The organism is Streptomyces roseolilacinus (assembly GCF_014649335.1).
In the GTDB taxonomy this organism is placed as follows: Bacteria; Actinomycetota; Actinomycetes; order Streptomycetales; family Streptomycetaceae; genus Streptomyces; species Streptomyces roseolilacinus.
In genome coordinates this window covers 1-23,275 of the sequence record NZ_BMSV01000008.1, presented here as the reverse complement: position 1 = coordinate 23,275, position 23,275 = coordinate 1, and the positions used below count along the sequence as shown (strand labels likewise).

At 75.6% G+C, this 23,275-nt stretch carries 7 protein-coding genes and 1 pseudogene; 2 read left to right on the top strand and 6 right to left on the bottom strand.

Translation table 11 applies throughout. The annotated features are described in order from the left end of the window. The first annotated feature begins 257 nt into the window (after positions 1-257). Together IE106_RS19935 and IE106_RS19930 are read left to right on the top strand one after the other, a co-directional pair. On the top strand, positions 258-1,808 hold the full coding sequence (locus tag IE106_RS19935; RefSeq protein ID WP_189535971.1) for a tryptophan halogenase family protein: 1,551 nt from the start codon (positions 258-260) through the stop codon (positions 1,806-1,808). Between the two features lie 120 nt (positions 1,809-1,928). Next, positions 1,929-2,453 (top strand): flavin reductase family protein, encoded by a 525-nt coding sequence (locus tag IE106_RS19930; protein ID WP_189535969.1) that lies wholly within the window; start codon positions 1,929-1,931, stop codon positions 2,451-2,453. Here the strand turns inward: IE106_RS19930 and IE106_RS19925 are convergent. The 6 genes and pseudogenes from IE106_RS19925 to IE106_RS19900 all read right to left on the bottom strand — a co-directional run. Next, positions 2,374-3,369 (bottom strand): ArsR/SmtB family transcription factor, encoded by a 996-nt coding sequence (locus IE106_RS19925; protein WP_189535967.1) that lies wholly within the window; start codon positions 3,367-3,369, stop codon positions 2,374-2,376. The genes IE106_RS19930 and IE106_RS19925 overlap by 80 nt on opposite strands. Positions 3,370-3,398: 29 nt before the next feature. Next, positions 3,399-4,745 carry an NAD(P)/FAD-dependent oxidoreductase gene (locus IE106_RS19920; protein ID WP_189535965.1) on the bottom strand — a complete coding sequence of 449 codons (1,347 nt, stop codon included), beginning with the start codon at positions 4,743-4,745 and terminating at the stop codon, positions 3,399-3,401. After that, a complete protein-coding gene (locus tag IE106_RS19915) occupies positions 4,742-5,023 on the bottom strand; it encodes an acyl carrier protein (protein ID WP_189535963.1) in 282 nt (93 codons plus the stop codon). Before IE106_RS19915 ends, IE106_RS19920 begins: the two co-directional genes overlap by 4 nt. After that, positions 5,020-10,155 (bottom strand): non-ribosomal peptide synthetase, encoded by a 5,136-nt coding sequence (locus tag IE106_RS19910; protein ID WP_189535961.1) that lies wholly within the window; start codon positions 10,153-10,155, stop codon positions 5,020-5,022. The genes IE106_RS19915 and IE106_RS19910 overlap by 4 nt, the downstream gene beginning before the upstream one ends. A gap of 80 nt (positions 10,156-10,235) precedes the next feature. Next, positions 10,236-11,540 carry an MFS transporter gene (locus tag IE106_RS19905; protein WP_189535959.1) on the bottom strand — a complete coding sequence of 435 codons (1,305 nt, stop codon included), beginning with the start codon at positions 11,538-11,540 and terminating at the stop codon, positions 10,236-10,238. Then, positions 11,537-23,263 (bottom strand): annotated as a pseudogene (locus IE106_RS19900) (non-ribosomal peptide synthetase); the annotation flags it as partial. The gene IE106_RS19905 and the pseudogene IE106_RS19900, both read right to left, overlap by 4 nt. Positions 23,264-23,275: the final 12 nt, after the last annotated feature.

Sequence of the window (23,275 nt, the reverse complement as noted above, 5' to 3'; positions counted from 1 at the left end):
CCGGGTCGCCCTCCTCTCCCCCGGAGAGGAGGGCGACCCGTTTTCCTGGAAAACGATCCCGGCCGCTTCGGAAGGTTTTCCGGAATGTGCGCCGAGGAATTCCGGGAGGCGTTCCTCCGGGGATCTCCCCCGCTTTCTCCGGGCCGCCCGCCACCTGCGTCATTCAGGGGTCACTTAAGGACCTTCCGGGGATTGCCGGGCGGCCCTAGTGTCGTTTTTCATCTGGCCGTCGCGGAATCACGGGATTGGGGACGCGGATGCTCAACAGAGTCGTCATCGTGGGTGGGGGAACGGCGGGCTGGATGACCGCCTCGTATCTGAAGGCCGCTTTCGGCGACCGGATCGACATCACCCTGGTGGAGTCCGGGAAGGTCGGCACCATCGGCGTGGGGGAGGCCACGTTCAGCGACATCCGGCACTTCTTCGAGTTCCTCGGGCTCAAGGAGGAGGACTGGATGCCGGCCTGCAACGCCACCTACAAACTGGCGGTGCGGTTCGAGAACTGGCGCGAGCCGGGGCACTACTTCTACCACCCCTTCGAGCAGATGCGTTCCGTCAACGGCCACCCGCTGGCCGACTGGTGGCTCCAGGACGGGCCGACGGACCGGTTCGACAAGGACTGCTTCGTCATGGCCTCGGTCATCGACGCGGGGCTCAGCCCCCGCCGGCTCGACGGCACCCTCCTCGACCAGCCCTTCGACGAGGGCGCGGGCGAGATGCAGGGCCTGACCATGTCCGAGCACCAGGGCAAGACCCAGTTCCCGTACGCGTACCACTTCGAGGCCGCCCTCCTCGCGAAGTACCTGACCGCGTACGCGGTGGAGCGGGGCGTCACGCACGTCGTCGACGACGTCACCGACGTCGCCCTCGACGAGCGCGGCTGGATCAGCGGCGTCCGGACGGCCGGGCACGGGGAGCTCACCGGCGACCTGTTCGTCGACTGCACCGGCTTCCGGGGCCTGCTGCTGAACAAGGCGCTCGGGGAGCCGTTCGTCTCGTACCAGGACACCCTGCCCAACGACAGCGCGGTCGCGCTCCAGGTCCCGATGGACATGGAGGAGCGTGGCATCCGCCCCTGCACCACCGCCACCGCCCAGGACGCCGGGTGGATCTGGACGATCCCCCTGATGGGCCGCGTCGGCACCGGGTACGTCTACGCCCGGGACTACCTCTCCCCGGAGGAGGCCGAGCGCACCCTGCGCGCGTTCGTCGGCCCCGCCGCCGCCGACGTCGAGGCGAACCACATCCGGATGCGCATCGGCCGCAGCCGCGACTCCTGGGTGCGCAACTGCGTCGCCGTCGGCCTGTCCAGCGGGTTCGTGGAGCCGCTGGAGTCGACCGGCATCTTCTTCATCCACCACGCGATCGAGCAGCTCGCCAAGAACTTCCCCGGCGCGGACTGGGACCCCACCCACCGTGACCGCTACAACGACGCGGTCGCCCACGTGATGGACGGCGTGCGGGAGTTCCTGGTGCTCCACTACGCGGCGGCGAAGCGGTCCGACACCCGGTACTGGCGCGACGCGAAGACCCGCCCGGTGCCGGACGGGCTGGCCGCGCGCATCGAGAGGTGGCGGACGCAGCTGCCGGACAGCGAGACGGTCTTCCCGTACTACCACGGGCTGCCGCCGTACTCGTACATGTGCGTCCTGCTCGGCATGGGCGGCATCGAGGTCAAGCCGTCGCCGGCGCTGGCCCTGGCCGACCCGGCCGCGGCGCGGCGGGAGTTCGACGCGATCCGGGAGAAGACCCGGCACCTGACGGCGACCCTGCCCCGGGCGTACGACTACTTCTCCCGGCTGCGCTAGGTCGTGGAGGGCCGCGGACCGGCGGGACCCCGCGCGGGTCCACCGCCGCCGGCCGCCCGCCGCCGGCCGCCCGCCGCCCGCCGCCCGGGAGGCCCGTACCGACACACCACGGAGCGTGCCATGAGCGAATCGGCCACCCGGATCCCGGTCACGGCCACCCCCGACGAGTTCCGGACCCTGATGAGCGGCTTCCCCACGGGGGTCGCCGTCGTCACCGCGGCCCTCCCCGACGGCTCACCGCGCGGCATGACCTGCTCGTCCGTGTGCGGGGTGTCACTGGAGCCGCCCGTCCTGCTGGTGTGCCTCCGGCAGGGCGGCCCGACCCTGGAGGCGGTGCTGGCCGGCGGGGCGTTCGCCGTGAACCTGCTGCACGCCGCCGCCCGCCCGACGGCCGAGCTGTTCGCCTCCGGCGACCCGCAGCGCTTCCGCAAGGTGGCGTGGGAGGCCGGCGCCGAGGCGGGCGGCCCGCACCTGACGGGCGCGGCGCACACGGTCGCGGACTGCGCGGTGGCGCTGGCGCAGCCCGTGGGCGACCACGTGGCGGTGTACGGGGAGGTCCGGCGGGTCACCCGGCGAGGCGACCCGGTCCCGCTGCTGTACGGGCTGCGGCAGTTCCGTACGTGGCCGGCGGCCCCGCAGGGCTGACGGACGCGGCGCCGTCGCGCAGGCGGCCGCCGAGCAGGGCCATGCCGAGGGGCGTCACCGTGTGGAGCACGTTGTTGCGCACGCGGCGGGTGGTGATGAGCCCGGAGTGGCGCAGGACGGCCGTGTGCTGGCTGGCGCCCGCCACGGAGATGCCCAGCCGGGCGGCGAGCTCGCTGGTGGTGCAGGCGGCGGTCAGCGCGCGCAGGGCCGCCGCCCGGGTCTGCCCGACCAGGGCGCTGAGCGCCTGGACCCGGTCCCCGGGCCGGCCCCACAGGTCGGCGGCCCGGGCCCCGGCGGCGGGCGCCGCGAAGACGAGGGCGGCCATGCCGGTCCCGGGCTCGCGCTCGACGACCCGGCCGACCCGGCCCGGCAGGAACACGGACGGGCACAGCAGCAGGCCGCGCCCGTCGAGGTGGATGTCGCGGTCGGGGCCGTCGGCGACCTCGAGGACCGGCCCGTTCCACGCGATCCGCGGGTGCAGGGTGGCGAGGAGCCGCTCCACTCCCCCGGCCAGGGCGATCCGGCCGCGCGCCTCGCACTCGGCCTCCAGCCCCTCCCGGATGCCGTCCCAGTACGGGGCGACCGCCGCCCGCCACACGTCCAGGGCCAGCCGGGTCGCGTCGGCGCGGGACAGTCCGGGCGGCGGCCCGGGGGCGGGCGGCCGCCCGGGGCCCCCTTCCAGCAGGAACAGCAGCCCGTCGGGGGCCCCGGCGGCGTGCAGCGGCCGGCCCGGGGGCGGCCAGGCGGCGGCGTGCCGGAGGAGCCGGCGGTGGGCCTCGGTGCGCCAGCACGCGTACTCGGCGTGGCCGGAGGTGGTGAGGGCGCCGAGTGCGAGGACACCCTCGGCGAGGGGGCCGAGGGTGCCTACCAGCCGGGTGCGGGCCAGGTCCGACGCGGTGAAACGGATTCTCTGCATGGTCTCGCCCCGGTGGACGTCCCGCGCGGTCAGAACGCGGGTGCGGAGGTGGGTGCCTTGAGCGTGCCCAGGTAGGGGTGCCACAGGTGCTGCGGGTTGGCCTCCACCTCGGCGACGATCTCCCGCATGGCGGTGAGGGCCTTGGGCTCCTCCCCGTCGTACACGTCGCCCTGGAGCATCTTCAGCACGTCGATGCGGTAGCGGGGGTCCTGGACGAACGCGGTGAACAGGACGTTCAGCCGGTAGTAGATGGAGATGAACTCGTACCAGTAGCGGACCGCGCGGCGCAGTTTCGTCTCGTACGTCTCGAACCGCTTGCGCGTGTAGTCGCCGGCCTCGTGTGCCGCGATGACGTCCCGCGCGGCGATGCGGGCGCTGTTGAGGGCGACGCTGACGCCGCTGGAGAAGATCGGGTCGACGAACCGGGCGGCGTCGCCGACGAGGACGAAGCGGTCACCGCAGATCTGCTTCATGGCGTAGCTGTAGTCGCCCTCCGCCTTGAACTCACGTACCCGCCGCGCCTTCTTGAGGGCGTCGTGCAGTTCGGGGCGGCTGGAGACGAAGTCCCAGAAGAAGCCCTCGCGGTCGGTGGCGGCGGCCGCGAAGCGCTTCTTCTGGGTGACGACGCCGATGCTGGTGATCGTGTCGGTGATGGGGATCTGCCACAGCCAGGTGTCCTTGATGGGCAGGAAGTGGACGAAGATGTGGTCGGCCTGGGAGGTGTCGCCGGCGACGGCGTCGCGGTCGAGTCCCTCGAACCAGGTGTGCACGGCGTACTGGTCGAAGACCGGGTCGGGGACCTTCACCTTCAGCCGGCGGCCGAGGTGGGTCTGGCGGCCCGAGGCGTCGACGACCATGCGGGCGGTGAAGTCGACCTCCTTGGAGGCGAGCCGGACGGTCAGCCGCACCACCTCGGGGTCGGTGAAGTCCGTGTCGAGGACGTGGACGCCGTTGAAGACGGTGGCGCCCTGCTCGTCGGCGTGGCGCAGCAGGATGGCGTCGAACCGGCCGCGGTCCACGTGGAACGTGTAGTCGCGGTCGACGCCGGGCTGGTCGCGTTCGACGAAGGCGATGTCGGCCGTCCAGCCGTGGCTGAGGCCGCTGAAGCCCATCCGCGGGATGTCGCGGGACTCGGCGGAGGTCCACGACGCCCCGTACTTCTTGGGGAAGCCCGCCTCGTCGATCTTCTCCAGGGCGCCGATCTCGTGCAGGACGGGCGTGGTCGCGGGGACGAGGGACTCGCCGACGTGCGGGCGGGGGAACGTCTCGCTCTCGAACACGGCCACGGACAGCCCGGCGCGGGCCAGGTAGGAGGCCATGGTGGAGCCCGCGGGCCCGCCCCCGATGACCGCGACGTCGAAGTCGGCCGTCGTCATGCCGGTTCCCCCTGGGTCTCGTTCTCCAGCGCCAGGCCGTGGAGCATGGCGGCGATGGTGCGGATGTCGCGGAAGTGGTGGGCGTCGATCTTCGCGGGCGACACGTACAGGCCGAACTCGTCGCGGATGTGGGTCAGCAGGAGCGCCACCCGCAGCGAGTCGAGGAGGCCCGACTCCATGAGCGGTGTCGTGTCGGTGAGTCCGTCGCGCGCGTCGCCGGGGAGCAGTTCCCCGCCGACGTACCGGACGAGCGCGGTCGCGTAGTCGTCTTCGGTCATCCCTCTTCGCTTCCTTCGGTGGTGGGTCGGGGGGTGTGCGGCTCGTCCAGTTCCCGCGCCCGCGCCAGGAGTTCCTCCTCGGGCAGCCGGTCGATCTCGGCGCGGATGCCGGCCTCGACGGCCTCGGCCAGTTCGGCGACGGTGCCCGCCTCGAAGACGGCCCGCGCCGGGAAGTCGATCTCGAAGGCGTCCTGGATGGCGGCGATCAGCCGGATGGCGAGGATCGAGTTGCCGCCGCTGCGGAAGAAGTGGCTGTGCGCGCCGGCCTCGATCCCGAGGAGTTCCCCGAAGATCTCCGCGATGCGCTCCTCCACGACGCCGCGCGGCGCGACCGTCTCGTCGGGCGCCTTCTCGGGGCGGGGCAGCGCGGCCCGGTCCAGCTTGCCGTTGGCGTTGAGGGGCACGGCGTCGATCGCGGTGAACGTGGCGGGGACCATGTACGCGGGCAGCCGCTCGGCGCAGTGGGCGGCGAGGGCTTCCCGCAGTTCGCGCGGGTCCCCGGCGCCCGGCGCGGGCACCCAGTAGGCGGCCGGGGCGGCGGCGCCGCCCGCGTCCTCGACGGTGACGACGACGCTGTCCCGTACGGCGGGGTGGTCGTCGAGGACGCTCCTGATCTCGCCGAGTTCCACGCGGTGGCCGCGGATCTTCACCTGGCCGTCGCGCCGGCCGACGAAGTCGACGTCCCCGCCGGGCAGCAGCCGCACCAGGTCGCCCGTGCGGTAGAGGCGCGTCCCGGCGGGGCCGTACGGGTCGGGGAGGAACCGTTCGGCGGTCAGTCCGGGCCGGCCGCCGTAGCCGCGGGCGACGCCGGTGCCGCCGACGTACAGCTCCCCGACGACGCCGACGGGGACGGGGCGCATCAGGTCGTCGAGGACGCGGGTGGTGACGCCGGGCAGCGGCCGTCCGACGGGGACGGACTCGCCGGTCACGGGGGCCGTCACGGGGTGGACGCAGGTGCCGACGGACGCCTCCGTGGGGCCGTACTCGTTGATCAGCCGTCCGGGGCCGAGGGCGCGCGCCCAGCGGTCCGCCTGCTTCACCGGCAGGGCCTCGCCCGCCACCACGACGACGCCGGCGAGGTCCGCCATCGCCTCGGGAGTGAGCTGCCGGCCGAGGATCTCCAGGTGGCCGGGGGTCAGTTTCAGGAAGGAGTACGGCGCCCCGGCGCGCAGCAGCGGCCCCAGCTCGCCGAGGTCCAGGTCCTGCGGCAGCAGCCGCATCGGCTGTCCGGCGAGCAGCGGCGCCCACAGGTTCGGTACGACGAGGTCGAAGGCGACGGAGGAGAACACGGCGCCGCCGCCACCCCCGCGTGACGCCAGCTCCTCGACCGCCCAGCGGACGTGGTTGGCCAGGCCGCGGTGGGTGATCTGCACGCCCTTGGGACGGCCCGTGGAGCCCGAGGTGTAGATCGTGTACGCGAGCAGGTCGAGGTCGCCGCCGCGGTCCGGGTCGAGGTGCGGCGGGTGCCGCGGCGGCTCGTCGGAGAGGGCGTCGACGCCCGCGGCCCCGTCGTCGGTGGCCAGGACGCGGCCGGGGAAGCCGGCCGCGGCGCGCTCCCGGTGCGCGGTGGACGTGACCAGCACGTCCACGCCGGCGTCGTGCAGGACCCGCCGGACGCGTTCGGCCGGGAAGGACGGGTCCAGCGGCACGTAGGCGCCGCCGGCCTTCCACACGGCGAGGAGCGCGGCCGGCAGGTCCGCGCCGCGGTCGAGGAGGACGCCCACCGCCGACTCGGGGCCGACGCCGCGGTCCCGCAGGGCGTGGGCCAGCCGGTTGGCCCGCGCCTCCAGTTCGGCGAAGGTGACGCTGACGCCGTCGGCGACCAGGGCGGTCGCGTCGGGCGTGGCGGCGGCCCGGCGGCCGAACAGGGCGGGCACGGAGGCGGTCACCCCGGGTGCCGGTGCGGTGGACCAGCGGGCGAGGGCGGCGCGTTCGCCGTCCGGGAGGAGGTCCAGCGCGTCGAGGCGGCCGAGCGGGTCGGCCGCGACGGACTCCAGCAGCCGCTGGAAGTGGCCGGCGAGCCGTTCGACGGTGGGGCGGGTGAACAGGGACGTGGCGTACTCCAGCGCGCCGACGACCGTGCCGTCGGGCTGGCCCCGCATGTACAGGGTGAGGTCGGTCTTCGCCACGGACGACACGGCGGTGACGGCGTCGAGGTCGGCGGCGTCGGCGGCGGAGCCGGTGAGCTGCACGTCGTGGTAGTCGAACGCCACCTGGTAGAGGGGGGTGCGCGACGGGTCGCGTTCCGGCGCGAGGTCCGCGACGAGTTCCTCGAAGGGCAGTTCCTGGTGGGCGAAGGCGTCCTTGCACACGTCCCCGACGTGCCGCACGGCCTGTTCGAAGGTGAGGGAGCCCGCCAGCCGGCAGCGCAGGACGAGGCTGTTGAGGAAGAAGCCGACGACGTTCTCGATCTCGGGCCGCTCCCGTCCGGCCACCGGCGTGCCGACGACGACGTCCCACTGGGAGGTGGACCGGGCCAGCAGCGTCGTGAACGCCGTGAGCAGCACCATGAACGGGGTCGCGCCGCCGCGCCGCCCCGTGCGGGTGAGGGCCTCGGCGACGGCGGCGGGCACGGTGAACGTCACGACCGCGCCGCGCGCGTCGCGGGCGGGGGGCCGGGGCAGGTCGGTGCGCAGGGCGAGGGGCGCCGCCCCGTCGAGCACCGTCCGCCAGTGGGCGAGCTCCCGGGCCACGACCTCGTCGGTGAGGCGCGCGCGCTGCCAGACGGCGAAGTCGCCGTACTGCACGGGCAGGTCGGGCAGCCGGGGCGGGCGGCCCTCGCGCAGCGCGCCGATGATCTCGTGGAACTCCTCGCGCAGCACGGTGGCCGACCAGCCGTCGCCGACGATGTGGTGCATCAGCAGGACGAGCGTGCGGTCGGGGGCGGGGCCCGCCGATCCGTCGCCGGCGTCCGGGTCGCTGACGAGCAGCGCGCGTACGACGGGCCCCTTCTCCAGGTCGAAGCCCTCCGCGGCGTCCTCCTCGACGACCTCCCCGGCCTTCGCCCGCGGGGCCGTCACGGTGCGCAGCTCCATGGGGCCGGGCGGGTCGACGACCTGCACGGGTTCGCCGTCGCGGCCGCCGTCGGTCGTGAACCGGGTGCGGAGCGCCTCGTGGCGGGCCTTCAGCGTGTCGAGGGCGGTCCGCACCAGGCGTACGTCGTCGGTGGCGGGGACGCGCAGGAACAGGCCGGTGACCCATTCGCGGCCGCGGGGGCGGATGCGTTCCAGCAGCCACAGGCGGCGCTGGCCGAGCGACAGGGGCAGCGGGCCGGTGCGCGGCACGGGGCGTACGGCGGGGTCGGCTGCGGGGTCGACGGGGCGGTCGGGGCGGTCGTCGTCGCCGGTGACGAGCCGGGCCTGCGCGGCGACCGTGGTGGCGCGCAGCAGCTCGGGCAGCGGGATCTCCCGGCCGGTGGCCGCCCGCAGCCGGTTGGCGAGGCGGGTGAGCTGGAGGGAGGAGCCGCCGAGGCGGAAGAAGTCGTCGTGGGCGCCGACGGCGCCGGCGCCGAGCAGTTCCCGCCACACTCCGGCGACGAGGCGTTCGGCGTCGGTGGACGGGGCGGCCCCGACGGGGTCCGCCGTCGTGTCGGGGGCGGGCAGGGCCCGCCGGTCCAGTTTGCCGCTGGACGTGCGGGGGAAGGCCGCGGTCTCCACGTAGGCGGACGGCAGGTGGGTCGCCGGGAGCCGGGTCGCGAGGTGGGCGCGCAGTTCCTCGGCGGTGGGGGCCCGGTCGCCGGGGCGGGGCCGCAGGTACGCGGCGAGGCGGGTGGCGCCGCCGGGGGCCCGGTAGGAGGCGACGGCCGCCTCCAGGACGCCGGGGTGGCCGGCGAGGGCGGCCTCCACCTCGGCGGGTTCGATGCGGACGCCGTTGACCTTGACCTGGTCGTCGGTGCGCCCCAGGTACTCCAGGGCGCCGTCGGCCCGTTGCCGCACCAGGTCGCCCGTGCGGTACAGCCGGGCGCCGGGCGGCCCGTCCGGGTCGGGGACGAAGCGTTCGGCGGTGAGTGCGGGGCGGCCGAGGTAGCCGTGGGCGAGCTGGACGCCGCCGATGCGCAGTTCGCCGCGCTCCCCCGGCGCGACGGGCCGGCCGCCGGGGCCGGCGACGACGGCGCGGACGCCGGGCAGGGGGGTGCCGATGGGGACGGGTCCGGTGCGCTGGACGGGGTCGAGGCGGTGGGCGGTGACCTCGTTGGAGCACTCGGTGGGGCCGTACGTGTTCCACACCTCGACCTCGGCCGCGCCGTCGCCGTCCGCCATCCGGCGCAGGAGGCGCCGGACGGGTTCCGCGTGGAGCGGTTCGCCGCCGGAGGAGAGGAGCCGCAGGGTGGTGACGTCCCGCCAGCCGGGTTCGTCGGCCAGCGCGCGCAGCACGGACGGCACGACCTGCAGGACGGTGACGCGCTGCTCCGCGACGGTGCGCACGAGCAGCGCGGGGTCCTGCTCGGCGCCCGGCGGGGCCATGACGACGGTGCCGCCGCCGGCCAGCGGGGCGTGGATCTCCCAGCCCGCCGCGTCGAAGGTGAGCGGCGTCTTGTGGAGGACCCGGTCGCCGGGGCCGATGCCGTGGGTGCGCACGCGCCAGGAGACCTGGTTGGCGAGGCCGCGGTGGCTCACCACGACGCCCTTGGGCCGGCCGGTGGAGCCGGAGGTGTACAGGACGTACGCGGGGTGGTCGCCGCTCACCTCGACGGCCGGGGCGTGGTCGGGCAGGCCGTCGAGCACCGTGGCGGCCGGGTCGAGCGCCACCGTGCGGACGCCGGGCGCCGCGGAGCGGTCGGCGAGGTCCGCCGCGGTCACCACCACGGCGGCGCCGGTGTCGGCGAGGACGGCGGAGGTGCGGGCCCCGGGGTGGCCGGGGTCGAGCGGGACGTAGGCCGCACCCGCCTTCCACACGGCGAGGAGGACGGCGGCGAGGTGGGGGCCGCGCGGCAGGAGCACCCCGACGGGCGCCCCGGCCTCGACGCCCGCGCGCAGCAGGAGCCGGGCCAGCCGGTTGGCGTCGCGGTCGAGTTCCCGGTAGGTCAGGGCGCGGTCCCCGGCCACGACGGCGAGGGCGTCGGGGGTCGAGTCGGCCCGGCGCGCGATGCTCTCGTGGAGCGGCGCGAAGGGCGGCTCCGGCGCGTGGTTCATCGGCTCTCCAAAGGGTCGGGGCGGTGCTCGGCCCGGGGTGCGATCGTGCTGAGCCGGCCGATACTGCGCCTATACGGCGGTTATGACGGCCCGTCGGCGGCGTCGGCCGGCCGGGCGGGCGGGGAGGGCGGCGTGCCGTCGCGGCGGGCGCCGCGCACGGCCGGGGTCAGGGCGGCGGCCACGAAGGTGCCCAGCATCACCGCGGCGACCGCCAGGACCGTGGTGGTCGACCCGACGGCGGCGAGCGCGAACCCGCCGGCCAGGGCGCCCAGGGAGCTCGCGCCGGAGCTCAGCAGCCCGGCGACGGCGCCCACCCGGCCCTGCATGGCGTCCGGGGTGGTCTGCACCTGGTAGACCCCGGCCATCAGGTTGAGGACGGCTCCGGCGAAGGAGGTCCCGGCGAACAGCGCGGCCAGGACGAACACGTTCGTGGTGAGCGCGACGAGGGGCATCAGCGCCGCCCACACCGCGAAGATCGAGATCATCACGGTGCCGGGGTGCAGCCGCCGCACGAACCGCGAGCCGGTGAGGGCACCGGCGATGCCACCGACGCCGGACACGAGGCCGATGAGTCCGATGGTGGCCGGGGAGCCGCCGCTCTCCTTGACGATGAGGACGAGCGCCAGGGAGAGCGCCTGGAAGAGGACGTTGGTGACGGCGACGAACAGGATGGCGGCCCGCAGGAAGCGCTGCCCCCACAGCCAGGTGAAGCCCTCGCCGATCTCGGCCCGCATCCGCCACGGCTCGTGCCGGCGTTCGGCGGTCTGGAACCGGGCCCGGATCAGCAGCAGGCCGACCAGCGCGGCGAGGTGGCCGACGGCGGCGAAGAGGAACGGGGACCACTTCGCCGCCCCGTACAGGGAGCTGCCCAGCGGCTGTCCGAGGAGGCCCGCCGCGCGGGCCCTCGCCTCGTTCTGGGAGAGCGCCGTCGACAGGTGGGCCTCGTCGACGACGTTGCGCACCGCGGCGCGCTCCGACAGCCGGTAGAAGATGGCGGCGGTGCCCTCGACGAACGCGACGACCAGCATGTGGGGCAGCCACAGCCGTCCCTGCGCCAGCGCCACGGCGACGCTGCCCATGGCCAGGAGCCCGGCGACGTCGCAGACGATCATCGTGCGGCGCCGGTCGAGCCGGTCCACCACGACACCGGCCGGGAGCTGGACCAGGAGCATCGGCAGGAGCCCGGCGAAGCCCACCAGGCCCGCCTCCACGGTCGAGCCGCCGTACCAGACCATCAGCAGCGGGAAGGCGACGGTGGCGGCCCGGTCGCCGAGCACGGACAGGCCGGCGCCCAGCCACAGCAGCAGGAAGTCGCGGTTCTTGCGCAGGGGGGCCGGGGGCCGCCGCGGGCCGGACGCGACGTCCGGCCCGCCGACGGCGCTCACGCGGACCGGTCCGGCGACCCGGCGGTGTACCGCCCCGGCTCCAGCAGCCGTACGCAGTGCCTGGCCGCCTCCGCCCCCGCGTCGCCGTTGGTGAGGACGGCGAAGCCGGTGCCCGCGCCGATCCGGCACATGGCCAGGGCGTGGTAGCCGGCGCCCGAACCGCCGTGCCCGAACTGCGTGTCGGAGCCGAGGTCGTCGACGACCGTGCCGAGCCCGTACGCGCTGTGCGGGTGCCCCGGCGTCAGCAGTTGCCCGGCGCCGTCGGCGCCCAGCAGGGCCAGCGGCCGGCCGAGGCGGGAGCGGCGGATCTCCAGCAGGACCCGGGCGACGTCGGTCGCCGTGGTCCACAGTCCGGCGGCGGCCGTGTCGGGCCACCGGCGCCAGCCGCCCGGCAGCGGCCGCCCGTCCCGGCCGTGCCCCACGGCCACCGGCCGGCCGGAGCGCTCGGGGAAGGACTGGTCGAAGCTGCTGTCCGCCATGGCGAACGGCTCGAACACGACCCGGCGCATCAACGCGTCGAAGGGCTCCCCGGTCGCGTCCGCCAGGACCTGCTGGACCACCGAGAAGTGGACGTTGGCCTTGCGGAAGACCGTGCCCGGCGCCGCGGAGGAGCGGACCGCCGGATGGAGGTCCGGACGCCTCCCGTGCAGCAGGTCCGGCAGCTCCACCAGCCGCTCCCCCCGGTCCTGCCCGGTGCTCGGCGTCGGTTCGAGGCCGGCCAGGTGCCCGAGCAGCTGACGCAGCGTCAGGGTGACGCCGTCCGGGACGCTCCAGTGCCGCAGGGAGCGGGCGACGTCCTCGTCGAGGTCGACGACGCCCTCCTGGGCGAGCCGGACCGCGCCGACGGCGGTGATCAGCTTGCTGAGCGAGCCGACCTGGAACAGGGTGTCCGAGGTGATCGGCGTGCCGCCGCCCGCCTCCGTCACCCCGTGGTGCTCGACGGCGACGAGCTCGCCGTCCGCGATGACCGCGAGGCTCGCGCCGGGCACCTCCGGCCCCGTCAGCCCGCCCCCGGTGCTCCCCGGCACGGCCGCCGGCGACCGCCGCGCGGTGCTCGGGGGCGCGGCGCCGCGGTTCTCCGCCGCCACCGCCTCGTCGGCCTCCGCCGCCACCGCCGCCAGGCGGTCGTCCCGGTAGATCGTGAGCAGCGACAGCGGCAGGCCGGCGCGGCGGGCCTCGGCGATGGCCCGGAGGGCGAGCAGCGAGTGGCCGCCGAGGGCGAAGAACCGGTCGTCGCGGCCGATCCGCCCGGCGTCCAGCAGCCGCTCCCACACCGCGGCGAGCCGCCGCTCGGTGCCGGTGCGCGGGGCCTCGTACGGCCGCCGGGCGAACGCCGCGTCGTCCGGGAGGGGCAGGGCGCGGCGGTCCAGCTTGCCGTTGGGGTCGAGCGGCAGGGCGTCCAGCGTGACGAACGCGGCGGGGACCATGGGGGCGGGCAGGGACCTCGCGAGGGCCTCCCGCAGCGCCCCGGGCGCGGGCACGGCGTCACCGACGAGGTAGGCGACGAGCCGCTCCTCCCCGGCGGCTCCCCGGCCGTCCCGGTGAGCCCGGCCGTCCCGGTCGCCCCGGTCGCCCCGGAGCAGTACGCGGGCGTCGGTGACGCCCGGGACGGCGGTCAGGGCCGCCTCGACCTCGCCGGGTTCGACGCGGTGCCCCCGGACCTTGACCTGGCCGTCGTCGCGCCCGAGGAAGTCGAGGCTCCCGTCGGGCCGTTCGCGGACGAGGTCGCCGGTCCGGTAGAGGCGGGCTCCCGGCGCGCCGTACGGGTCGGGCACGAACCGCTCCGCCGTCAGGGCCGGCCGGCCGAGGTAGCCGCGGGCGACGCCGGGTCCGCCGACGTGCAGTTCCCCGGTGACGCCCCGGGGCACCGGCCGGAGCCGCGCGTCCAGGACGCGCGCCGTCACGTACGGCAGCGGGCGGCCGATCGGGACGGACGCTCCGGACTGGGGCTCGGGCCGGGCCCCGGGGGCGGGTACGGCGAACTCGTGGGTGACGACGGTCGCCTCCGTGGGGCCGTACGAGTTGAGCACCCCGCCCCGCCCCGCGAGCGCCCGCGCCCGTACGACGCCGTGCGGGGTGACGGTCTCGCCGCCGACCACCACCGTGCCCGCCAGGGGCGCCCGCGGCGTCCCGAGCCCTCCGTGGACCAGGTCGATCTGGCCGGGGGTGGCCTCCAGGAAGTCGAACGGCCCGTGCTCCTCCAGCCAGGCGCCGAGCCCGTCGAGGTCCCGGCCCTGCGGGAAGACGTGCACGGGCCGGCCGGCCGTGAGCGGCGCGAGCAGGCTCGCGACGGCCATGTCGAAGGCGACCGACGCGAACAGCGGGGCGCCGAGACCGCCGTCGCCGGCGTAGACGCGCCGGGCGTGGTCGAGGAAGTGCGCCAGCCCCCGGTGGGTGACCTGCACGCCCTTGGGGCGGCCGGTGGAGCCGGAGGTGTAGATCACGTAGGCGAGGCCGTCCGGGTCCGGTGAGGCCGGGCCTCCCGTCCCCTGCCCGTCTGCGCCCGCGTCCTGCGGACCGCCGGTGCCGTCAGGGCCGTCCGCGCCCTGCGTACCGTCGGCGCCGTCGGTGTCGTCGGGCGTGTCGAGGAGGACGCGGGGCCCCGTGAAGCCCGCCGCGGCGGGCGCGTGCGCGCCGGTGGTGACCAGCGCCGCGGTCCCCGAGTCGGCGAGCAGGTACGCGAGCCGCTCGGCCGGCAGCGACGGGTCCAGCGGGAGGTAGGCGGCGCCCGCCTTCCAGGTGCCGAGCAGCGCGGCCGGGAAGTCGGCGCCGCGGTCCAGCAGCAGGCCGACGACGCGTCCGGCGGTGACCCCGGCCCGGCGCAGCCGGCCGGCGATCCGGCGCGCGGCGGCGTCGAGCCCGGCGTACGGGACGCGCACGCCGTCCACGGTCAGCGCGGGGGCGGCGGGGGTGCGCCGCGCCCACTCCTCGAACCGTGCCAGCGGACTCCCCCCGGCCTCCTCGAACCCGGCCGCGACCAGGTCCGGAGCCGGGGCCGCCGGGGCCGCCGCGGGAGCGCCGTCCCGCTCGCCGTCCGGCAGGAACACCGCCTGGGCGTCGCCGTCCGGGTCGGTGGCCATCGCCGCGAGGACCTGCCGGTACATCGAGGCGAGGCGCCGCCCGTTCGCCTCGCTCACGGCGCGGCCGTCGACGGCGAGGACCAGGTCGGTGTCGCGGGCGGTGACGGTGAGGGGGAACTCGTCGTGGCTGAAGCCCCCCGCCGCCTCGCCGCGCGGGCCGGCCGGGCCGGGGCGCGGGGTGTCGAAGTCCTCGTAGCTGAAGTACACCTCGACGAGGCGGCCGCCTCCGGCGAGGTCGTGCTGGATCGCGGGCATCGGGAAGTTCCGGTGCGGCCACACCTCCAGCTCCCGCCGGAAGACCCGGTCGACCAGCGCCGTCCAGGTGGGTGCGGTCGGTTCGGCGGGGAACGGCAGGGTGTTCAGGTGCGTTCCGTAGACCCGCTCCGCTCCGGGCGCCTCGGGGCGGCAGTGGGTGACCAGGCCGGTGTGGAAGCGCCGTTCGGGGGTGAGCCGGCCGAGGACGGTGAGGTGGGCGGCGAGCAGGACGCTCTTGAGGGGGGCGCCCGCCGCCGCGGCGAGGGCCCGCAGGCCCGGCCCCGCCTCGTCCAGGGGCACGGTGAACCGGTGGGTGCGGCGCGGCGTGCCGGGGGCGTCGCCCCAGCCGTCGGGCAGCGTGAACGGGGCGTGGCCGGTGACGACGCGGTGCCAGTAGGAGCGGTCCTCGTCGGACGCGAGGGCCCGCAGCTCGGCGGCGACCGTGTCGGCGAACCGGACCGACGGCGGCTCGTGGGCCGGGACGTCGGAGCCGTCCCGGAAGGCCCGGTACAGCCCCAGCAGTTCGTCGCGGAACGTCGCGAAGGTCCAGCCGTCGATGACGAGGTGCGACTGGGTGACGGTGAGCTGCCAGGCGCCGTCCGCGAGCCGGTGGACGGTGAGCCGCATCAGCGGCGCCCGGTCGTGCGGCAGCGGGGTCCGGCTCTCCTCGTCCAGCGCCTCCGCGAGGACCCGCTCCCGCCGCGCCTCGTCGGCCCCGGTCAGGTCGACCACGCGCAGCGGCACCTCGGCGGAGGCGTGGACCAGTTGGAGGGGTACGGAGAAGGAGCGGGTGTCCACGGAGGTGCGCAGCGCCTCGTGGCGGGCGATCAGCTCGGCCAGCGCCCGGCGCAGGGCCTCGGCGGAGAACGGTTCCCCGGCCCCGACCCGAAGCGACGACACGCGGTGGTAGGCGCGCGGCCCGTCACCGGAGAGCATCTCGACGAGCATGCCGGTCTGGGTCCGGGTCAGCGGGTAGGCGTCGGCGAGCCCCTCGGGCAGCCGGGCCCGGTCCTCGGCGGCCGTCAGCGCGAACGGGGCGACGGCGGTGATCAGCGCGGTCGGCGCGGTCCGGCCGGACACCCCGGCGCACAGCGCCTCGACGGTGCGGTGCTCCAGCACGTCGCGGGCGGTGACGTCCAGGCCCGCCGCGCGCATCGCGCCGGCGATCACGACGGCCTTGAGGGAGTCGCCACCGAGGTCGAAGAAGGCGTCGTGGACGCCGACGCGTTCCGCGCCGAGGGCTTCGCGCCAGAGGGCGGCCACCCGTTCCTCGACCGGGGTGCGGGGGGCGGTGTACGCGGCGCGGGCGAAGGCGTCGCGGCCGGGGGCGGGCAGGGCACGGCGGTCCAGCTTCCCGTTGGGGGTGAGCGGGACGCGGTCGATGACCTGGTACGCGGCCAGGACCATGTACGGCGGCAGGGTCCGGGCGAGCCGGTCGCGCAGCGCGGCCGGGTCGGGCGGGGTGTCGCCGGCGGGGACGACGTAGCCGACGAGTCGTTTGTCGCCGGGGGTGTCCTCGCGGGCGAGGACGACCGCCTCCCGCACGTCCGGGTGGGTGGCCAGGGTCGTCTCGATCTCGCCGAGTTCGATGCGGTAGCCGCGGATCTTCACCTGGTCGTCGATGCGGCCGAGGAAGTCCAGGCTGCCGTCGGGGCGGCGCCGCGCCAGGTCGCCGGACTTGTAGAGGCGGGAGCCGGGCGGGCCGAACGGGTCGGGCACGAACCGCTCCGCCGTCAGCTCCGGCCGGTTCAGGTAGCCGCGCGCGACACCGGGACCACCGACGTGGATCTCGCCGCGGGTGCCGGTCGGCACGAGCCGGCCGTACGGGTCGAGGAGGTGGACGGTCAGGTCGCTGAGCGGCCGGCCGATCGGGTTGCCCGCGCCGGGCTCCAGGTCGCGCCGGGTGATCCGGTGGTACGTCGTGTGCACGGTCGTCTCGGTGATGCCGTACATGTTGACCAGGGCGACCCGGCCGAGGCCGAGCCGTTCGGTCCACGGCCGCAGCTCGCCGGTCTCCAGCCTCTCGCCGGCGAGGACCACGGCGCGCAGGGACAGCCGCCCGATCCGCTCGTCCCCCGCGGCGGCCGCCGCGACCAGCGAGCGGAACGCGGACGGCGTCTGGCTGAGGACGGTCACCTCCCGCTCGACGAGCAGGTCGAGGAACTCCTCGGGCGAGCGGGTCACCTCGCCCGGCACGACGACGAGGGTGCCGCCGTGCAACAGGGCGCCCCACATCTCGAAGACGGAGACGTCGAAGGCGTAGCTGTGCGCCATGGACCACACGTCCGCGTCGTCGAAGGCGTAGTGCTCCTGCGCGGTGGTCATCAGCCGCACCACGTTGGCATGGGTGAGCGTCACGCCCTTCGGACGGCCCGTCGACCCGGACGTGTAGATGACGTAGACCGCGTTGTCGGGGCCGGACGGCGGGTTGGGGGCGGTGGCGGGCTCGGCGGCCCACGCGGCCCGGTCGGCGTCGCGGTCCAGGACGACGAGGGGGCCGTCGTGGACGCCCTCGACGAGCGGCAGCGTCCCCGTCTCGGCGACCAGGACCGCGGCGCCCGCGTCGCGCAGGACGTGGGCGAGGCGGTCGGCCGGGTTGGCCGGGTCGAGGGGCAGGTAGGCGGCGCCGGACTTCAGGACGCCCAGCAGCGCGGGGAGCAGGTCCGGGCCGCGCTCCAGGCACACCCCGACGAGCCGCTCCGGTCCGGCGCCCAGCGCCCGCAGCCGGTGGGCCAGCCGGTTGGCGCGGGCGTCGAGCTCCGCGTACGTCAGGGACGTGCCGCCCGCGACGACGGCGACGGCGTCGGGGGTGCGGGCCGCCTGCCGTGCGAACAGCTCGTGGACGCAGGACCGTACGGGCTCGTGGGCGCCGGCGGCCGCGTCCGCGGTGGCGCCCGCCTGCCGCAGCAGCCGCTCGCGTTCGCCCGCCGGGAGGCAGGTGGCCCGCGCGTCGCCGTCGGCGTCGGCGGCCATCGCCTCCAGCACGGCCCGGTACGTGCCGGCGAGCCGTTCGGCGTGGTCGCGGGTCATGACGGACGCGCGGGTGTTCACGTGGAGCCGGTCGCCGCGGTTGAAGACGGTCAGGTCGAACTCGTTGGTGGCGCTGGTCATCCGCGTCCCGGTGGCGACCCTGCCGGTGTCCACCTGGTGGAAGTCGATGTAGTTGAAGTACACGTTGACGAGCCGTCCGCCGCCCCACTCGTGCTGGACGACGGGCATCGGGTAGCGGCGGTGCTCCCACAGCTCGACCTCGCGCGCGTAGACCTGGGCGACCAGCTCGCGCCAGGTGCGGGCGGAGCGGTCGACGGCGAGGGGCAGCGTGTTGAGGTACATGCCCAGCACCCGGTCGGCGCCGAGGGCCTCGGGGCGGGTGTCGACGACGAGTCCGGCGTGGTAGGCGGGCTCGTCGGTGATCTGGCCGAGGACCTTCATGTGGGCGGCGAGCAGGACGCTCTTGAGCGACACGCCGGCGGTGGCGGCCAGTTCCCTGAGCCGCTCGCCGAGGTCGTCGAACGGCACCTCCTGGTAGAGGAGTTCGTCGGACTCGCCGGCCCAGTCGGCGGGCAGCACGACCGGGGCGTGCCCGGAGGTGATCCGCCGCCAGTACGCCCGGTCGGCGTCGGACTCCAGGGAGGCGAGTTCCGCGGCGATCGCGTCGGCGAACCGCACCTCGGGCACCTCGTACGGCGCGGGCTCGGTGCCGTCGCGGAAGGCGTGGTAGCAGTCGAGGAGTTCGACCAGCAGCTGGTGGTAGCTCCAGCCCTCGGTGATGGCGTGCGACTGGGTGAAGGTCACCCACCACGCCTCGTCGCTCTCGTCGTGGGCGGTGATCCGGAACAGCGGGGCCCGCTCGACGTCGAAGGTCTCCGCGCGCTGCCGCCGCATCAGTTCGGACCGGACGGCGGTGAGGGCGTCCTCGTCGAGGCCGCGCACGTCGTGGACGTGGACGGGGATCCGGGCGGTCGCGTGCACGAGCTGGAGCGGCGTGGAGTAGCCGGTGAGGTGGAAGGAGGTGCGCAGCACCTCGTGCCGCTCGGCGAGGACGGCGGCGGCCCGGCGCAGCGCGTCCGGGTCGAGCGGCCGGTCGTCGGCGACGCGGAAGGTGTTGACGATGTGGTACGGGTTCCGCTCGCCGTCGATCATCTCGATGAGCATGCCGAGCTGGGTCCTGCCCAGGGGGTAGGCGTCCACCACGTCCTGGGGGAGCCGGGCCCGGTCCGCGTCGGAGACCAGCGCGAAGCGCTCGGTGAGGGTCCGGTCGGCCTCCGTCAGCCCCTCCCGGCCGGCGACGAGCGCGCAGAGCCGTTCGACCGTGCGGGCCTCCAGGACGTCCCGTACGGCGATGTCGACGCCCTCCGCGCGCAGGGCGCCGACCAGGGCGACGGCGCGGATGGAGTCGCCGCCGAGGTCGAAGAAGCCGTCGCGGACGCCGACGCGCTCCACGTCCAGGGACCGGCGCCAGGCGTCGGCCATGCGCCGCTCGGCGTCGGTGCGCGGGGCGACGTACTCGCCCCGGACGAACGCCTCGTCGCCGGGGGCGGGCAGGGCCCGCTTGTCGACCTTGCCGTTGGGGGTGAGCGGGATCGCGTCCAGGGTGACGAAGGCGCCGGGGACCATGTAGTCGGGCAGCGTCCGGGCCAGCCGGTCGCGCAGCTCCTCCGGGCCGGCCGGTTCGCCGCCGGCCGCGGTGACGTAGCCGACGAGGCGCTCGTCGCGGACGACCACGACGGCCTGGCCGACGGCGGGGTGGGCGGCGAGGGCCGTCTCGATCTCGCCGAGTTCGACGCGGTGCCCGCGCACCTTCACCTGGTCGTCGACGCGGCCGAGGAAGTCCAGGCCGCCGTCGGGGCGCCAGGCGGCCAGGTCGCCGGTGCGGTACAGGCGCGCGCCGGGCGGGCCGAACGGGTCGGGGACGAACCGTTCGGCGGTCAGCGCGGGCCGGTTCAGGTACCCGCGGCCCACTCCGGCGCCGCCGACGTACAGCTCGCCGGGGACGCCGGAGGGGACGGGCTGGAGCCACGCGTCGAGGACGTACAGCCGGGTGTTCCTGACCGGTTCGCCGATGGGCACGCGGCCCTCGGCGGCCGGGTCGGCGAGGACGGCGTGGGTGACGTCGTCGGAGCACTCGGTGGGTCCGTACGCGTTGAGGAGCGGGATGTGCGGGTAGCGGGCGAGCCACCGGGCGCACAGGTCGCGCGGCAGCGCCTCGCCGGTGACGACGAGCCGGCGCAGGGCGGGCAGCGCGGGGGCGGACCCCGTGGCGTCCCACAGGTCCAGGGCGGTGCGCAGCAGCGACGGGACGACCTCCAGGACGGTGACCGCCTCGTCGGCGACCCGGCCGAACAGGGCCTTCGGGTCGGGCGCGGTGTCCCCGTCGACGACGCGGACGCGGCCGCCGGTGACGAGGGCGGAGAGCATCTGCCATACGGAGATGTCGAACGCCGGCGGGGCGTTGAACACGACGCTGTCGCCGGGGCCGAGCCCGAGGTCCTCGATCTTCGCCAGCAGGTGGTTGCCCATGCCGTCGCGGCGGACCATGGCGCCCTTGGGCCGTCCCGTGGAGCCGGAGGTGTAGATGACGTAGGCGAGGCCGTCCTGCCCGGCGGACGGGGCGGGGTCGGTGCCGGGGTGTCCGCTCCAATTCGCCTCGTCGTCCAGCAGGACGGTGGTGGCCCCGCCGGCGGGCACCGCGGTGAGCAGGTCCCGGCGGGTGAGCAGGAAGCGGGTGGCGGCGTCGTCGGCCATGAAGCCGAGGCGTTCGGCGGGCGACTCGGGGTCGAGCGGCAGGTAGGCGCCGCCGGCCTTGAGGACGGCGAGGACGGCGAGGACCAGGTCGGGCGAGCGCTCCAGGCAGATGCCGACCAGGACCTCGGGTCCGACGCCGAGTTCGCGCAGCCGGTGGGCGAGCCGGTTGGCGCGGGTGTTGAGCTCCCCGTACGTGGTCGCCGTGTCGTCGGAGACGAGGGCGACCGCGTCGGGGGTGCGGGCGGCGTGCCGCTGGAACTCCTCCGGTACGGACAGGTCGACGGGGTCCCGGCGGGTCGCCGTCCGTTCGTCGAGCAGCAGCCGGCGCTCGTCGTCGGGGAGGTGGGCGGCGCGGGCGTCGCCGTCGGCGTCGGCGGCCATCGCCTCCAGGACGGACCGGTACATGGCGCGCAGCCGTTCGCCGTCGGCGCGGCTGAGGACGGCCGTGTTCGTCGTGAGGTTCATCCGGTCGCCGCGGCAGTGCAGGGTGAGGTCGAACTCGGTCTGCGACACCCCGAACCGCGCGTCGGCGCGGGTGTCGTCGGGGCCGTCGCCGTCCTGCGCGCGGGGCAGGTCGACGTAGTTGAAGGCGACGGTGACGAGCCGGCCGCCGCGCCGTTCGCGCTGGACGGCGGGGAGCGGGTGGCGCCGGTGCGGCCACAGTTCGGCCTCCCGGTCGAAGACCCGGGTGATCAGCTCGCGCCAGGTGCGGGCCGTCCGGTCGACGGGGAACGGCACGGTGTTGAGGTGCATGCCGTACACCCGGTCGGCGCCGGTCATCTCGGGGCGGCCGTCGCAGACCAGGCCGAGGTGGAAGGCGGGCGCCTCGGTGAACCGGCTCATGACCTTGGCGTGGGCGGCGAGCAGGACGCTCTTGAGCGAGACGCGCAGGCGGGTGGCGAGGCCCCGCAGGGAGTCCTCCAGGTCGTCGAGGGGGATCCGCACGTCGTAGCTCTCCCCCGGCCCGTCGTCGCGCCGCCGGCCCTCGGGCAGGGTGAACGGCGCGTGGGTGGCGACGATGTCCCGCCAGTAGGCCGCGTCCTCCTCGGAGTCCAGGGAGGCGAGTTCGGCGGCGATGTAGTCGGCGTAGCGGACGGCGGGCGCCTCGTACGGCTCCGGGGCGAGGCCGTCGCGGAACCTGCGGTACGCGCCGGTCAGTTCGGCCAGCAGCCGGTGGTGGCTCCAGCCCTCGGTGATGGCGTGCGGGCGGGCGATCGACAGCCACCAGCCGCCGTCGGTGCCGTCGGTGCCGGGGCCGCCCGCGCCGTCGGTCTCGGAGACGTAGGCGGTCACGCGCAGCAGCGGCGCGCGGCCCAGGTCGATGGCGGCGTCCCGCTCCGCCCGGAGCAGGTCCATCAGCTCCTCGCCGGGCGTGCCGTCCTCGCCGGTTCCGGTGGTCGGCACCCGGTGGACCGTCACCGGCACGTCCGCGTCCGCGTGCACGAGCTGCATCGGCACGGAGTAGGTGTGCAGGTCGAAGGAGGTCCGCAGCAGCTCGTGCCGGCCGACGACGAGGGCGGTCGCCGCGCGCAGGGCGTCGGCGGAGAACGGGTGGCGGTCGCTGATCCGGTACGAGACGAAGCTGCGGTACGCGTCGCCGCCGCCCAGCATCTCCACGACCATGCCGGTCTGCACCAGTGACATCGGGTAGGCGTCGGCGAGCCCGGCGGGCAGCTTGGCCCGGTCCTCGTCGCCCAGCAGCGCGAACGGCGCGACGGGTTCGTCGCGGTGGGCGAGCCCGGCGCGGGTGGCGAGGAGCGCGGCCAGTTCCCCGACGGTGCGGTGGGCGAACACGTCGCCGACGGACACGTCGAGGCGCTGTTCGCGCAGGGCGCCGACGAGGGCGACGGCGCTGATGGAGTCGCCGCCGAGGTCGAAGAAGTTGTCGTGGACGCCGACCCGGTCGGCGCCGAGGACGTCGCGCCAGACGGCGGCGATCCGTTCCTCGGCGGGGGTGCGGGGGGCGGTGTACGCGGCGCGGGCGAAGGCGTCGTCGCCGGGGGCGGGCAGGGCGCGCCGGTCCAGTTTGCCGTTGGCGGTGAGCGGCAGCGCGTCCAGCGCGACGAACGCCGCCGGGACCATGTACGGGGGCAGGACCGCACCGCAGTGGGCGGCCAGTTCCGCACCGGCGGGGAGGTCGGCGTCGGCGGGGGCGACGCAGTACGCCACGAGTCGTTTGTCGCCGGGGGTGTCCTCGCGGGCGAGGACGACCGCCTCCCGCACGTCCGGGTGGGTGGCCAGGGCCGCTTCGATCTCGCCGAGTTCGATGCGGTAGCCGCGGATCTTCACCTGGTCGTCGGCGCGGCCGAGGAAGTCCAGGCTGCCGTCGGGGCGGCGCCGTGCCAGGTCCCCGGACCTGTAGAGGCGGGAGCCGGGTGGGCCGAACGGGTCGGGCACGAACCGCTCCGCCGTCAGCTCCGGCCGGTTCAGGTAGCCCCGCGCGACACCGGGACCACCGACGTGGATCTCCCCGGGAACGCCCACGGGCACCAACTGCCCCCGCGGATCGAGGAGGTGGACGGTCAGGTCGCCGAGCGGCCGGCCGACCGGGTTGCCCGCGCCGGGCTCCAGGTCGCGCCGGGTGATCCGGTGGTACGTCGTGTGCACGGTCGTCTCGGTGATGCCGTACATGTTGACCAGCACCGGGGCGTCCAG